Origin of the sequence: Citrobacter sp. Cpo071 (assembly GCF_030332765.1) — a bacterium.
Lineage (GTDB): Bacteria > Pseudomonadota > Gammaproteobacteria > Enterobacterales > Enterobacteriaceae > Citrobacter > Citrobacter portucalensis.
Map to the genome: position 1 here is coordinate 51,963 of NZ_JAOWHE010000079.1, position 14,747 is coordinate 66,709.

Annotated in this window: 11 protein-coding genes; 3 read left to right on the forward strand and 8 right to left on the reverse strand. The window is 53.6% G+C overall.

Annotated elements, in window-relative coordinates; translation table 11 throughout:
• Window positions 1-35 precede the first annotated feature (35 nt).
• Both btsT and OGY09_RS10770 read right to left on the reverse strand, forming a co-directional pair.
• A complete protein-coding gene (gene btsT / locus OGY09_RS10765) occupies window positions 36-2,186 on the reverse strand; it encodes a pyruvate/proton symporter BtsT (RefSeq protein ID WP_032942303.1) in 2,151 nt (716 codons plus the stop codon).
• Between the two features lie 288 nt (window positions 2,187-2,474).
• Window positions 2,475-3,017 (reverse strand): hypothetical protein, encoded by a 543-nt coding sequence (locus tag OGY09_RS10770; RefSeq protein ID WP_003830032.1) that lies wholly within the window; start codon window positions 3,015-3,017, stop codon window positions 2,475-2,477.
• 191 nt (window positions 3,018-3,208) lie between these two features.
• Between OGY09_RS10770 and tsr the strand changes: the two genes are divergently transcribed.
• Window positions 3,209-4,870 (forward strand): methyl-accepting chemotaxis protein, encoded by a 1,662-nt coding sequence (tsr, locus tag OGY09_RS10775; RefSeq protein ID WP_008786110.1) that lies wholly within the window; start codon window positions 3,209-3,211, stop codon window positions 4,868-4,870.
• 278 nt (window positions 4,871-5,148) lie between these two features.
• Here the strand turns inward: tsr and OGY09_RS10780 are convergent, their stop codons facing one another.
• The 3 genes from OGY09_RS10780 to OGY09_RS10790 all read right to left on the reverse strand — a co-directional run bounded on the left by OGY09_RS10780 (window position 5,149) and on the right by OGY09_RS10790 (window position 8,206).
• Complete coding sequence (locus tag OGY09_RS10780; RefSeq protein WP_032942305.1) at window positions 5,149-5,664, reverse strand: GNAT family N-acetyltransferase; 516 nt, start codon at window positions 5,662-5,664, stop codon at window positions 5,149-5,151.
• Between the two features lie 52 nt (window positions 5,665-5,716).
• Window positions 5,717-7,078: an MFS transporter gene (locus tag OGY09_RS10785; protein ID WP_003830025.1), complete on the reverse strand. Its 1,362-nt coding sequence runs from the start codon at window positions 7,076-7,078 to the stop codon at window positions 5,717-5,719.
• 213 nt (window positions 7,079-7,291) lie between these two features.
• Window positions 7,292-8,206 carry a GntR family transcriptional regulator gene (locus tag OGY09_RS10790; RefSeq protein ID WP_003830023.1) on the reverse strand — a complete coding sequence of 305 codons (915 nt, stop codon included), beginning with the start codon at window positions 8,204-8,206 and terminating at the stop codon, window positions 7,292-7,294.
• A gap of 137 nt (window positions 8,207-8,343) precedes the next feature.
• Between OGY09_RS10790 and OGY09_RS10795 the strand changes: the two genes are divergently transcribed.
• Both OGY09_RS10795 and OGY09_RS10800 read left to right on the forward strand, forming a co-directional pair.
• A complete protein-coding gene (locus OGY09_RS10795) occupies window positions 8,344-9,366 on the forward strand; it encodes a zinc-binding alcohol dehydrogenase family protein (protein ID WP_032942306.1) in 1,023 nt (340 codons plus the stop codon).
• Between the two features lie 13 nt (window positions 9,367-9,379).
• The gene (locus OGY09_RS10800) at window positions 9,380-10,825 is read left to right on the forward strand and encodes a tagaturonate reductase (RefSeq protein ID WP_032942307.1); all 1,446 of its coding nucleotides are present in this window, start codon (window positions 9,380-9,382) and stop codon (window positions 10,823-10,825) included.
• A 106-nt stretch (window positions 10,826-10,931) separates the two neighbouring features.
• On the opposite strand, the gene opgB is transcribed toward OGY09_RS10800, so the two are convergent.
• The 3 genes from opgB to dnaC form a co-directional block, all read right to left on the reverse strand.
• Window positions 10,932-13,223: a phosphatidylglycerol--membrane-oligosaccharide glycerophosphotransferase gene (opgB, locus tag OGY09_RS10805; RefSeq protein ID WP_032942308.1), complete on the reverse strand. Its 2,292-nt coding sequence runs from the start codon at window positions 13,221-13,223 to the stop codon at window positions 10,932-10,934.
• Between the two features lie 230 nt (window positions 13,224-13,453).
• Entirely contained in the window at window positions 13,454-13,939 is a 486-nt protein-coding gene (locus tag OGY09_RS10810; RefSeq protein WP_275399077.1) for a YjjA family protein, read from the reverse strand.
• Between the two features lie 70 nt (window positions 13,940-14,009).
• On the reverse strand, window positions 14,010-14,747 hold the full coding sequence (gene dnaC, locus OGY09_RS10815) for a replicative helicase loader DnaC (protein ID WP_003019133.1): 738 nt from the start codon (window positions 14,745-14,747) through the stop codon (window positions 14,010-14,012).

The following is a 14,747-nucleotide window of genomic DNA, read 5'->3' on the forward strand; positions in this document are numbered from 1 at the left end:
TAGGCCGGGAGCGCTGTGCGCCACCCGGTTTCAGGTTAGTGGTGTGAAGAGGTCTTCACGCCGCCTTCCGGCACCGGCACATACGGTGTCTCTTTATCAGAGCGACCGTTGATGGCGCGGGCTTTCTGCCAGGTACGGAACCCGTAGAAGATGATGCTGTACACCACCACCAGGAACAGAATACTCAGACCTGCGTTGGTGTAGTTGTTGACGACGATGTGGTTCATGTTGGCAATCTGCTGAGCGGTCAGTTCGCCGCCGTTAGCAATCTTCTCTTTGTACTGATTCGCCATGAAGAAGAAGCCTTCCATCTGCGGGTTGGTGCTGAACAGTTTCAGACCCAGCGCCCAGGTGGTGCAGATAAGCAGCCATACTGCCGGAACAACGGTAACCCAGATGTATTTGGTGCGCTGCATTTTAACCAGTACCACGGTGCCGAGAACCAGTGCCACGGCAGCCAGCATCTGGTTAGAGATACCGAACAGCGGCCACAGGCTCTTAACGCCGCCCAGCGGGTCAACAACGCCCTGATACAGCAGGTAACCCCACAGACCTACGCAGCCCGCAGTACCGATGATACCCGCAACCAGGGAGTCGGTTTTCTTCAGGAACGGCACGAAGTTACCCAGTAAATCCTGCAGCATAAAGCGGCCAGAACGGGTACCGGCATCCAGTGCGGTCAGGATGAACAGCGCTTCGAACAGAATACCGAAGTGGTACCAGAAGCCCATATCAGCCATCGGCAGCACTTTGTGGAACACGTGAGCGATACCAACAGCCAGCGTCGGTGCGCCACCTGCGCGGTTCAGAACGGACGGTTCACCGATGTCTTTCGCGGTTTGCAGGATCTGCTCAGGCGAAATGACGAAGCCCCAGGAGCTGACAGTCGCTGCCGCATGTGCGGTGACGTCTTTCAACTGCGCCATAATCAGCGGTGCGTTTTCGCCGCTCATTTCATGCAGGTTCGGCATGGTGATGCCAAGGCCCGCAGGCGGGGTGTTCATCGCGAAGTACAGACCTGGTTCGATGATAGACGCGGCAACCAGCGCCATAATTGCGACAAAGGATTCCATCAGCATCGCGCCGTAACCGATAAAGCGCGCGTCGGTTTCACAGGCCAGCAGCTTCGGTGTGGTACCGGAAGCAATCAGCGCGTGGAAGCCAGATACCGCACCACACGCGATGGTGATGAACAGGAACGGGAACAGAGCGCCTTTCCACAGCGGGCCAGTACCATCAACGTACTGCGTCATTGCCGGCATTTTCAGTTCCGGGTTGAGGATAACAATCCCCACCGCCAGACCGACGATAACGCCGATTTTCAGGAAGGTAGCCAGATAGTCGCGCGGGGCGAGGATCAGCCATACCGGCAGCAGCGCAGAGATAAATGCGTAGCCGATCAGGGTAAAGGTAATGGTGGTGTCTTTAAAGGTCAGCGCCGGGCCCCAGTACGGGTCGTGGGCAATCACGCCGCCGAAGTAGATAGAAGCAACCAGCAGCACTATACCAATCACCGACACTTCGCCCACACGTCCCGGTCGCAGGAATCGCATGTAGATCCCCATGAACAACGCGATAGGTACGGTTGAGCAGACGGTGAACACACCCCACGGGCTTTCCGCCAGCGCTTTTACCACGATCAACGCCAGTACTGCGAGGATGATGATCATGATTAAGAAGCAGCCGAACAGTGCAATGGTTCCCGGGATCGGGCCCATCTCTTCTTTGATCATCTCACCCAGAGATGCGCCGTTACGGCGGGAAGAGATAAACAGCACCATGAAGTCCTGCACCGCACCGGCCAGCACGACGCCTGCCAGCAGCCACAGCGTACCAGGCAGGTAGCCCATCTGCGCAGCCAGTACCGGCCCAACCAGCGGACCAGCACCTGCGATAGCGGCAAAGTGGTGACCAAACAAGACGTTACGGTTGGTTGGAACGTAGTTCAGACCGTCATTGTTGATGACCGCCGGCGTGGCACGCGTTGGGTCAAGTTTCATCACCTTTTGGGCGATGTACAGGCTGTAGTAACGATAGGCCACCAGATAAACAGAAACTGAGGCGACAACGATCCACAGGGCACTAATGTGTTCACCCCGACGTAATGCCACTACCGAGAGGCAGAATGCACCGATGATTCCGAGAATCACCCAGGGTATGTGCTTGAATAACTTTTTCGTATCCATAGTAAAACCTGGTATCTAATTAATAATTGGCCGAAGCCGCGTGGGTTTGATCTTGTGTTTGAGGAGGTAAATTGACTGCTATGTTGGGGGGATCTTGCCAGAGAATTACGCGCGTAAAGTAAGGTAAATAAGTGAGCGGTTGTATGTCAGCTTAAGCGGTCTCAAGTGTCAGTGAGCGGTAAACTGCGGGGGGAACGGGGAAATTTATGTGATTGAGATCACGGCATTATAGTGTTTGCCTGTCTACATGCCGTGTTTTCCCACTGACAAAGCACCTCACTGAGAGACTCAGATTACGATATAACAGTAAGGCGTATGTTCGATGTCTCTGAGCAATACATGTTTCTTACGTGATTTAGTCAGGTAATATTTTTCATCCAGATAGTAGTCAATGAGTTCATCGAGGCGCTCTTTATCTATGCGAGGCGTTACCCCCAGCGTCCAGAAGCTACGCAGCTCTAATTCCGAACGTTTGATTTTTGCGCTTTTAACCAAATCAGCAATCATATTTCTGACGCAGCTTGTCGGATCCTGGTTCTGTTTGAGTTCAAGCGCAATGTAGCTATCCTGCGTCCAGCCTTTTTTCCGCAACAAGAAATCTGCACGTACAGACAAGCGCTGTGGATTTTTCCGGAGATCGCAAGCAAGAGTTTGCTCACGCCACCATTCATGACCCGTCGAAGCTAGCAGATTGGCAAATTCTATCTGCATCCAGACTTCCCAACCGGAGATGTTGTACTGATCGATGATATTGAGCTTTTGGCGAATATCTTCACGTTCAAAAAAGTGGTGTGCGAGGGTGGATAGGTGATCAAAATCGCGATTTAACATAGAAGCATCCTTTCCTTCAAAAAACGGAATCCTACACCTAAGACGTAATGGAACGACTAATTTTTTGCGTAATTTGTCATAGGGAACGGTATTTAATGTGAAAACGATAATTCTGTGGCAATTGCTGGCACCATAAAGTTTTCTCTTTCCAGGCCGAAAACCAGAGTATCTGTCTAGCGGAAAGAGAAAACATGTTAAAACGAATGAAGATTGTTACCAGCTTACTGCTGGTATTGGCGTTATTTGGCCTTTTACAGCTCGCCTCGGGCGGCTTGTTTTTTAACTCACTTAAGAATGACAAAGAGAACTTTACCGTTCTGCAAACCATTCGCCAGCAACAGTCTGCACTGAACGCCACCTGGGTTGAGCTGCTGCAAACGCGTAACACCCTGAACCGGGCAGGCATTCGCTACATGATGGATCAGAGCAATATCGGCAGCGGCGCGACCGTTGCCGAGCTGATGCAGGTGGCGAGTACGGCGCTGAAACTGACGGAAAAAAACTGGGCGATTTACGAGTCGCTCCCACGCGATCCGCGTCAAAGCGAAGCCGCGTTCCAGGAGATCAATCGCACCTATGACATCTACCACGGCGCGCTGGCGGAGCTGATCCAGTTACTGGGTGACGGGAAGATCAACGCATTCTTTGATCAACCGACACAGAGCTATCAGGATGGTTTTGAGAAGCAATATATCAACTACATGCAGCAGAACGATCGCCTGTATGACATCGCGGTGGCAGATAACAACAGCTCTTACAGCCAGGCGATGTGGGTGTTGGTTTGTGTGCTGATTACCGTACTGGCGGCGATTATTGCGGTGTGGTTTGGTATCAAGCTGACCCTTATCTCCCCAATGAACCGTCTGATCGACAGCATTCGTCATATCGCCAGCGGTGACCTGGTGAAACGTATTGAAGTGGAAGGGTCCAACGAGATTGGGCAACTGGCGGAAAGCCTGCGCCATATGCAGGGTGAGCTGATGAATACCGTGGGTGACGTGCGTAACGGTGCCAACGCGATTTACAGTGGGGCCAGCGAGATTGCGATGGGCAATAACGATCTCTCCTCCCGTACCGAGCAGCAGGCTGCATCTCTGGAAGAAACCGCAGCCAGCATGGAACAGCTGACGGCGACCGTGAAGCAGAACGCCGAAAACGCGCGTCAGGCCAGCCATTTGGCGCTGAGTGCTTCTGAAACCGCGCAGAAAGGCGGCAAAGTGGTGGATAACGTGGTGCAAACCATGCGTGATATCGCGTCCAGTTCGCAGAAAATCGCCGACATTATCAGTGTCATCGACGGCATTGCCTTCCAGACTAACATTCTGGCGCTCAACGCCGCGGTAGAAGCAGCACGTGCAGGCGAGCAGGGCCGTGGATTTGCGGTGGTTGCGGGTGAAGTGCGTAACCTGGCCCAGCGTAGTGCGCAGGCCGCGCGCGAGATCAAGAGCCTGATTGAAGACTCGGTCAGCCGCGTGGATGTAGGTTCAACCCTGGTAGAAAGCGCCGGTGAAACCATGGATGAGATCGTCAATGCGGTAACCCGCGTGACCGATATCATGGGTGAAATCGCCTCTGCTTCTGATGAACAGAGCCGCGGTATTGACCAGGTGGGTCTGGCCGTTGCCGAGATGGATCGCGTGACGCAGCAGAACGCCTCGCTGGTGGAAGAATCCGCCGCCGCCGCTGCGGCGCTGGAAGAGCAGGCTAGCCGCCTTACTCAGGCCGTTGCCGTGTTCCGTATTCAGCATGACCAACAGCGCGCGCGTGACGTTGCGGCCGCTAAACCGGTTTCAACGGTCCAGCCGCGCAAAGCCGCGGTAACGGATGCCGGGGATAACTGGGAAACGTTCTAAGCCTGTGATGCCGGATGGCGCTATCGCTATCCGGCCTACGGGAACGTTACGTGGTTGCCGGATGGCGCTATCGCTTATCCGGCCTACGGGAAAGTTACGTGGTTGCCGGATGGCGCTGTCGCTTATCCGGCCTACGGGAAAGTTACGTGGTTGCCGGATGGCGTTGTCGCTTATCCGGCCTACGGGGAAAGATACGTGGTTGCCGGATGGCGCTGCCGCTTATCAGGCTTACCGGAAATGTTACGTAGGCCCGATAAGGCGTAGCCGCCATCGGGCAATTAGCGCAACATCAGGTGCATGGCGCAGCGCGATTCAAATGCCAGTCCATGCACCGCTTCATCTTCTCTTTTCTGGCGCAACTTTGCAGGCAGCGTCTCGTCAGCCAGCATTTCAAATCCCAGTCGCGCGTACCATGGCGCATTCCACGGCACATCGCGGAAGGTGGTCAGCGTGAGCGACGTGTAACCTTTCTCGCGCGCCTGTTCGGCAACATACTCAATCAATCTGCGGCCAATTCCTTTTCCCTGCCACTCCAGATGCAGCGACAGTTCAGCAATAAACAGCGATGATCCCAGCGTTTCGGCAACCAAAAAACCGACCGGAAGCGCATCGACCTGCGCCAGCCAGCTCATGCCTGCGGCGGCAAAAGCCTGATGCTGAGCAGCCGATAAAATCTGGTCTTCAGCAATCCACGCCAGTTCGGGGATGCGTAAAAAACGTTGCCCCGCAGATCGTTCGATGGCGGGAAGAGAGGCAGTGTCTGCCAGAGTAGTGGCGCGCAAGGTGATGTTCATACGAGGAGCATAACATGCCCGATAAACGCGGTGTTATCGGGCATCTGGAGGATTAATCTTTACGCGGATCGCTGATGGGTTGGCGAACCAGGAAGATGTAGGCGAGGGCACCCACCATGGTGACGCAGCCGCAGATGATCAGCGCCAGGCGGAAAGAGTTGGTGGTATCAACAATAAAACCGGTGACGATCGGTGCGAACGACGCGCAGATAAAGCTGGCAAAGTTCTGGATACTGCCCACGGAAGCGGTCATACGTGAGGCGACGGCGACGTGGATCAGACCCCAGCACGAGGTACCTGCGAAGTGGATACAGAACAGCGCCATACCGATCAGTAACACGGCGGCCATTGACGTTGTGGCCTGCGGCACGACGAAGGTGAAGGCTGCGGAGCAGAACATCCCGGCGATAATACAAATCTTACGGCTCTTAATCGGTGCCATACCGCCTTTCACCAGCCAGTCGGTGACAAAACCGTTAATCAGCATGCCGGCTGCGCCAAACAGGAACGGGATCGCCGCCATTAATCCGGTGCTTTTTAAATCCAGGTTGTAGGAGGTTTGCAGGTAGCCCGGCAGCCAGGCCAGGTATAGCCATGCGGTATAGTTGATGCCGCTAAAGCCCAGCATCATGCCCCACATGGTACGGTTGCGGAACAGGCTGCGCCATTCGGCAAAGCTCAGCGGATCGCGGCGGGCATTGACGCTACCGGCGTTCAGGTACGCTTGTTCCGTGGCGCTCAGCTCAATTTGCTCGCGGTTGCGATACAGCATGTACCAGCCGATGGCGAGGAAAATACCCAGCACGCCAATGGTGATGAACATCCAGCGCCAGCCCATTACCAGCATCATGGCAGCCAGAATCGGCGGGCTAATGGCAACCCCGATGGTGGAGGCGGCGTTGAATAATCCCATCGGGCGGCCGCGCTCTTTGATGTTAAACCAGTCGTTGATGACCTTTACGCCGCACGGGTTCATTGGCGCTTCGCCAATCCCCATCCCGATACGCACCAACACAAACTGGGTGAAGCTGTGCACCATGCCGGACAGCGCCTGAAACAGCGACCAGAAGAACATCCCCAATCCCAGCATAATGCGCGGACCTTTGCGATCCAGCAGCGGGCCGCAGGGCAGTTGCGCAATACCGTAAGCGAGAGAGAATACCGACAGCAGCACGCCGATTTGCGTGGCGCTCAGCCCCAGTTCTTCACGAATCGTTAAGTTGGCGACAGACAGTGAGCTGCGGTCGAGGTAATTAATCACCGCAGCAAAAAATAATAAAATCATTGCTGTGGTCTGGATACGTTTAATTCGGCTACTGCGTTGCACCATGCCCTCAGGCGGAACATTAATATCCGCAGATGACGACGTGCCAAACGAAGAACTTGGGTCGAGGGTAATATTATTTTTTTCCACGCCGGACTCCTGAACCTCAATAATTTATTTTTCACACAGCAGGACTGTGCAGTATTGAAAAAATACCAGTGATGAATCAATTTGCTCATCACCGCTCACAAAAGTTTTTAATGCAGTCGACTTAGCGTGAGCATAGGCAAGAGGTATTTTTCAGGCGTTTTTATTTTTATAAAATCGTGCTCCCGGTAATGATTTGCTGTTTTTTATCGGTACTTAATGAGCGACGTTACAACCCTGGTTGATGGAGCGAATCATCGATTGTTTGGCTGAATTCAAATGGTTACAGAGCGCGAGGGTGGCATCCAGGTCGCTGCGACAGATCAGCGCGCTGAGGATGGTCATATGCTCATCAATGGCAATGATGTTACGCTGCTTGAGATCGCTCTCATCCCACTGATAGTGGAAGTGGAAAATCACAGAGATGATTTCAAGTGATTGATTAAAAAATACATTATCGGCAGCAGAGAGTAGCAAAGCATGGAACTCACGATCTAACTGCGAGAACATGCGAAAGCTGCTGCCGATGCTGTCGCGCAGGATCCGATGGCGCTCCAGCAGCGTTTTAGCCTGCAACCAACGCGGGTCATCATCGGGCAGATTGAGGAAATGCTGCAGAGAATGCGTTTCCAGCATCTCTCTGAGTTCAAACAGCTGTTCAGCATAGGCCTGATCGAATTGCTTCATGCTCCACTGACCGCGTTTTTCGTTTTTAATCAGGTTGTAACGCTCGAATTTTAAAAGATATTCCCGCACTACCACCGGGCTGACGCCTGCGGCTCTGGCAAGCTGCAGTTCGGAGAAGCTCTCGCCTGCACGCAGCTGTCGCTGGTTGATCATGGTGAAAAACGCCTGCTCAAAAATCCGGTTTTGCTCGGTCATGGAGGCAGTGGTGCAGGCAAAACCGTCGTCATGGTCGGGTTTTCGCACGATGACATAGTGGCTGCCGACCTGGGTCAGCACGCCGCACTCGCCTAAGTGGCTCAGCATATGGCGCACGGTGGTGCGGCTGATGTTGTACATCTCCGCCAGTGCGCTTTGTGAGGGGAGTGGGGAAGGGATATGACCACGCGCCATATCATCGATTATCTGGTTAATCACATTGTGGCGTAAGTTCTGCGAACGGCTCATGGCTTCTCCTTTTTATCTATTAAAACCCGATTTAAAACATTTTTATGCGCTGGAATTCACAGATTGTGTTTCTGCTTTCTCCGTCTTTTTTATTTTCGTTGATATCTGAGGCAACAAAAAAACAGGAGAGCAGAATCATGTCTACGATGAATACGTTGATTTGCCAGGAACCTAAAAAATTAGTCTGGAAAGAGCGCGAAATACCTATTCCGGGTGAGGGTGAAGCATTAATTAAAATTAAGTCGGTAGGAATTTGTGGTACTGATATTCATGCCTGGGGTGGCAATCAACCTTTTTTCAGCTACCCGCGTGTATTAGGGCATGAAATATGTGGGGAAATTGTCGGTCTGGGTAAGAATATACAGAATCTGAAAAATGGTCAGCAGGTGGCGGTTATTCCTTACGTGGCCTGCCAGCAGTGTCCGGCATGCCTGAGCGGGCGCACCAACTGCTGCGAGAAGATTTCAGTGATTGGCGTGCACCAGGATGGCGGATTCAGTGAATATCTGTCCGTTCCGGTGACCAACCTGCTGGATGCGCAGGGGATTGACCCGCAGGCGGCGGCGTTGATTGAGCCTTACGCTATCAGCGCGCATGCGGTACGTCGGGCGGCGGTGGCGCCAGGTGAGCAGGTGTTGGTGGTCGGCGCGGGTCCGATTGGTCTGGGGGCGGCAGCGATTGCCAAAGCCGATGGCGCACAGGTGGTGGTCGCCGATACCAGTCCAGCACGCCGGGAGCACGTGTCTTCCCGGTTGGGACTCCCGGTTATCGACCCATCCGCTGAAGATTTTGATGCGCAGCTGCGCGCTCAGTTTGGCGGTTCGTTGGCGCAAAAGGTTATTGATGCCACGGGGAATCAGCATGCGATGAACAACACTGTGAATTTGATTCGTCATGGCGGCAGCATCGTTTTCGTTGGGCTGTTCAAAGGCGATTTGCAGTTCTCTGACCCTGAGTTCCACAAGAAAGAGACCACCATGATGGGCAGCCGCAACGCCACGCCGGAAGATTTCGCCAAAGTGGGCCGTCTGATGTCGGAAGGCAAACTTACCGCCGACATGATGCTCACGCACCGTTACGCGTTTGCCACACTGGCAGAAATCTACGAACGGGATGTGATTAACAACCGTGAACTGATTAAAGGCGTGATCACGTTCTGAGAGGGGAAATGCGATGAAGACATTGAATCGACGTGATTTTCCGGGAGCCTGCTACCCAACGCGCGTGATCCAGTTTGGTGAAGGTAACTTCCTGCGGGCGTTTGTTGACTGGCAACTGGATATCCTCAACGAGCAAACCGATCTGAACGCTGGTGTGACCATCGTTCGCCCGATCAATACCGATTTTCCGCCGTCGCTGAATACCCAGGACGGGCTGTATACCACGCTTATTCGCGGGCTAAACGAGCAGGGTGAGGCAGTGAGTGAGGCACGGCTTATCCGTTCGGTGAATAACGAAATCAACCCGTATCAGGATTTCGCGGCGTATCTGGCGCTGGCGCACAATGCGGACATCCGTTTTGTGTTTTCGAATACCACCGAAGCCGGAATTAGCTATCACGCAGCTGACCGTGTGGATGATGCGCCGCCGGTGAGTTTTCCGGCCAAGCTGACACGCCTGCTGCTGGAGCGTTTTAACCACTTTGCGGGCGCGGTGGATAAGGGCTGGGTAATTATCCCGTGCGAGCTTATCGACTATAACGGTGAGGCGCTCAAAACGCTGGTGTTGCGGTATGCGCAGGAGTGGCAGCTTCCTCCGGCATTTGCCGACTGGGTGGAGACGGCAAACACGTTCTGTTCCACGCTGGTTGACCGTATTGTCACCGGCTACCCGCGCGAAGAAGCCGCTACGCTGGAAGCGACGCTTGGCTATCACGATGCGTTTCTCGATACCGCGGAGCATTTTTACCTGTTTGTGATCCAGGGGCCGCAGTGGCTGGCAGAGGAGCTGAAGCTGGCGCAGTGTCCGCTGAATATCCGTGTGGTGAGCGATATCAAACCGTACAAAGAGCGCAAGGTCGCTATCCTCAATGGTGCGCATACGGCTCTGGTGCCGGTCGCGTGGCTGTGCGGGCTGGAGACCGTTGGCGAGGCGATGCAGGATGCTGATGTCCGCCGCTTTGTCGAGCGGGCGATTAGTGAGGAGATTATTCCGGTGTTGGATCTCCCAGCGGACGAATTGCGTGAATTTGCCGATGCGGTGAGCGGGCGTTTTCAGAACCCCTACATTCGCCACCAGTTGCTTTCCATTGCGCTTAACGGGATGACCAAATTCCGCACCCGAATTTTGCCGCAGCTGCTGGCGGGTCAGCACAATGGGCGCTGGCCCGTGCGGTTAACGTTTGCCCTCGCTGCGCTACTGGCGTTTTATCGTGCAGAGCGCGACGGGGAACGCTATCCGATACAGGATGATGAGCAGTGGGTAAGCCTGTATGCCAGCCTGTGGCCGCGAGTTGGCAACGATTTAACGTTGCGTGAACTGGTGGATGCCGTGCTTGGCGATGCGGCACACTGGGGAGAGGATTTGACGTTGTTACCTGGGCTTGCCGGGCAGGTGACGGCCAATCTGGAGATGATTCTGGTACAGGGGATGCGCCAGGCGGTGAACGGTCTGGAATAAGGTTGCCATGCAGCGCCCGGTGTGGTGTTGGGCGCTGTTTTTTTTTCAGACAATACATTCGGTTTACGATAGGTCTGATAGGCAAAGCGCTATCAGGCCTTTCATGTTACGAACCCTGAGCCACGACTTTGATTTCAACCATCCCGATCCCCAGCTTACGCGGTGAGTGACCGAGAATATTGCCCTCGTTGGTGGCGACCGGATCGGGTGGAACAATTACCAGCGTATCGGCATCCGCCGGGTTATCAAAATGTAAGGTGGTGGTGCTGACGTCATGGCCTAACACCAGCGTCTGCTCCTCGTTGCCAACGCGCACGGGGATCGGACGATTGGCATTGTCACCGAAGGCTTTCGCGGTAATGACCAGATCGAATTTCTTCGGTAGCGGGGCTTTGTACTCAATCGTTACTTCTTCGCTGAGCTGCGCATTGGACCAGCGTCCCCAGGATTCGGGGCGTGAAATGCCGCTAAACTGTTTGACCTCTTCCGGCGCGCCCGCCACGTTGAAAACGAAGCTATCTGCTTTGTAGCGAATGTCGTTATCGACAATTTTCAGCGTATCGACGTTACCTTTATAGCGCTCCATGTCGATTACCGTGTCTTTAAATACGGTTTTACTTTTCCACTTGGCTTTATCGACGTGCTGTACGATTTGCTGTCCGCCCAGCTGCCCCTGTGATACGCACCAATCGGTAGAGAGTGCCAGCTCCGGCGCCCACAGTTGCGCCATTTTGTAGCAGCGATCGACCCAGACGAAGTTATCGCGTGGGGCGAAATCTGCCAGTTGGAAGCGCAGCGGGGCCGAGTATTCGCTTTCCGGCAGCGGCTCGACGCGTTTGTCCGATACGCGCAGCAGCAGCGGCAGGCGGAAATGACTGCCGGAGAAAGAGATCATATTTTTGTCCTGGTCGACGGTGAACTCTTTCATCTCTTTCGGGAAATTCCACAGGCGAATGATATCGGGCTTCCACGCCAGCATTTTTTCTTTGATGTTCAGGAAAACTTCCGAGACGGATTCGCTCGACAAGCTGCTGCGGCCAAGGCCGATAAAGTTATCGCCGCCGAGAATATCCAGTACCGTTGCGCCGTTATCCATCGTGTTACGCTTTACCGCCAGCGTGTCCTGTTGCGGTTGATCGCCGCGCAGTACGAAGAACAGGTTGTTGCGGTCCTGCTTGTTCAGATACTTCCATGCGGTGTTGTTCATCGCCAGATGATCGGAAGACACCACGATAACGGTATCTTTAAACCACGGTGATGCTTTGATTTTATTGATAAATTCGGCAATGTTTTCCTGGCTGCAGCTGACCGCGCTGAACGATTGGTTGGACTTCCCGTCGATGTCATAACGTTTACGGTTGCAGCTACGGGAGATAAATCCATCCGGATGATGGGTATCCACGGTCAGGGTAAACAGTGAAAAACGCTGGCCCGTGCGCGAAAGCTCTTCGAATTTTTTCCACGCTTCGTCCAGCACGGTATCGTCGTAGAAGCCCCAGTCGTTACGATAGGTCGGGTCCGCCACCACGCTTTTTAACTCTTCCGCACCATACAGATGGTCAAAGCCGTGAGATTTCAGGAACACGTCTTTGCCAGCAAAGCGCAGGTTGGCACCCTGAACAAAGTAGTTCTGATAGCCGGAGTTTTTCAGGATATCGCCCAGACAGATATTGTTAGGGAAGAAACTTGAAACCGACGCAGAGGCGTTGCCTTCAAACGGCGCAAACAGCGGAATTCCGCACTGGGAGGCGACCATGCCCGCGATGGTGTAATCCGTACCCGGCAGCTGCATGGTGTTGCTGAAATCCAGACCTTCGTTTTTCAACGCGCCGAGTTCCGGGGTCAGATCCGGGAACGCGTCGTTATTAAAATAGGTGCGTTCGAGGCTCTCACCGTAGATATACACCAGGTTCAGCTTCGGATTGGGAATGGTTTTCGATGGCTCTTTATAATACGTCGGGAAATCCGGATCGCCATCGCGTGATTGCGACTTCACCAGTTCGGTTATCTGGTGAAACGCCGGGCTGGCGTCAACGGAGGCCAGCGCCAGCAGCAGGGCCAGCAGACTGTAACCCACATGATGTGGATGATGGCGACGGCGGCGTAGGATCCAGCCGAGAGCGACAAAAACGGTCGTCAGCGCCAGCGCGATCCCAACGCCCGGCAGGATATATTTGCCGATGCCTGCGCCGGTCAGGCTGTTGGTCAGCGTATAGAGAACCGCGTCATTGATCCCGTCGCCGGTGAAATAATCACTGGCGTACAGCGTGATATTCAAGACAATAAAAATCCCCAGCACCGTTAACGTGGCGGCAAACCACCAGGTGTTGCGACCCGCTTTCCAGGCATAAATCAGCACTGAAGCGAGAAACAGAGTGATGGAGATTAATTCTGACAACGGTCGATCCTCAGTAAACCGGGCAATTGCCTGGCAGGCTAATCATTTGGTGAGAGAACAATGTAATAGCGTTGTTACATTGCTGCAATTGTAGTGACATTAAATTACGTTGTTATTCAGAATTGGTTTAGATATGCGCGTTTTTGTGGGGAAATACTGTTTATTTGGAATGTGAATGTATTGTCGAAAATAAATAGATGCCGCGCAGGTTATACGCGGCATGTCGTGCGTCAGGAAATGAAGTTCATGCCCTGTTTTAACACCAGATCGCAGGCCTTGGTTTTTACCTGCTTCGCCAGCGAGCTGTTGCCAATTGTGTTCAGGTCCAGCTGTTGACCATCTTTGGCGTTGAGCAGCCCCTGAATCCCGTCCATATAGTTGGTATCTTGTTTCTGCTCTGGCGCGCTGAGTCCCAGTTTATCCAGCACCTGGTTTTTGACGTTTTGCGCGTCGGTGACCGAGGCCAGCTTCTGTTTAGCGCAGTATTCCAGGATCCCGGCGGCGTTATTCATGCTGCTGGAGGTCAAAGACTGATTGCTGCCGTTCAGCAGGCTGGTCAGGGAAGAGAGCGACGAGCTGCTTTGCGAGCCGGAGCTTTGTTTGCTCAGCTCACTGGCCGCGAGCGAATCCTGCCAGGAGGCGGCGAAAACGCTGGTGGAGATGAGCGTGCTGGCGGCAAGCGCACAGCACAGCAGACGTTTGGTAGTTTTCATCATTATATGCAACTCGTGTTATGCCTTTTCAGCGCAGTATAGCGCTGGCAGTCTTAGGAGTGGTCCTAATACGTTAATACTCTTTCCCGGTTACCCGACTACGGTAGCTTTCCCAGTTAAAAATGACCCACAGACTGTTGCCAAGGCGCATACGATCCATCACGCGCTCACCCAGCAGCTTATTCATTTCATCCATATTGCTGTTAGTTAACATACCGGTCGGACGTTTTGAGGACGAACGGCGATCGACAATCTGATTAATGATCACTTTTTCATAGCGGGATTCGGTCTGCATGCCGATCTCGTCGATCACCAGCAGATCCACATTGCTCAGATCGTTGAGCAGCTGTTCTTCGCTGGTTTCACGATTACTGAACGTTTCTTTCATCGCCGACATGATATCGGCCACGGTAATAATCAGTACCGACTTGCCTCGCAGCAACAGTTCGTTGCAGATGGCGGCGGCTAAATGGTTTTTGCCGGTGCCGGGTTTGCCGGAGAAGATAAAGCTGGCGATGTTGCCGTCAAACTCTTCAACATACTGGCGGGCTTTGCTCAGGGCGTTCATCTGACCTTCGCACTCTACCCGATAGTTTTCGAACGAACAGTTCTGATGCAGCGGACGGATACCGGAGCGGTTGAATGTGCGCTGCATTTTCATAGCCCGGTTTTCGCGGGCCAGCGCTGCGGCACGAATTTCACCTTGCTCTTTTTGCCATGCCAGCAGTTCTTCGCCCGTTTTAAAGGCGGGCTCGACATTAGGTGGCATCATTTTTTGCAGACGTTTCATCAGGTCGCCAACGTTTTTCAT

Coding starts and splice junctions, on each gene's coding strand:
- btsT (WP_032942303.1), bottom strand. CDS start 2,186: ATGGATACGAAAAAGTTATTCAAGCACATACCCTGGGTGATTCTCGGA.
- OGY09_RS10770 (WP_003830032.1), bottom strand. CDS start 3,017: ATGTTAAATCGCGATTTTGATCACCTATCCACCCTCGCACACCACTTT.
- tsr (WP_008786110.1), top strand. CDS start 3,209: ATGTTAAAACGAATGAAGATTGTTACCAGCTTACTGCTGGTATTGGCG.
- OGY09_RS10780 (WP_032942305.1), bottom strand. CDS start 5,664: ATGAACATCACCTTGCGCGCCACTACTCTGGCAGACACTGCCTCTCTT.
- OGY09_RS10790 (WP_003830023.1), bottom strand. CDS start 8,206: ATGAGCCGTTCGCAGAACTTACGCCACAATGTGATTAACCAGATAATC.
- OGY09_RS10795 (WP_032942306.1), top strand. CDS start 8,344: ATGTCTACGATGAATACGTTGATTTGCCAGGAACCTAAAAAATTAGTC.
- OGY09_RS10800 (WP_032942307.1), top strand. CDS start 9,380: ATGAAGACATTGAATCGACGTGATTTTCCGGGAGCCTGCTACCCAACG.
- OGY09_RS10810 (WP_275399077.1), bottom strand. CDS start 13,939: ATGATGAAAACTACCAAACGTCTGCTGTGCTGTGCGCTTGCCGCCAGC.
- dnaC (WP_003019133.1), bottom strand. CDS start 14,747: ATGAAAAACGTTGGCGACCTGATGAAACGTCTGCAAAAAATGATGCCA.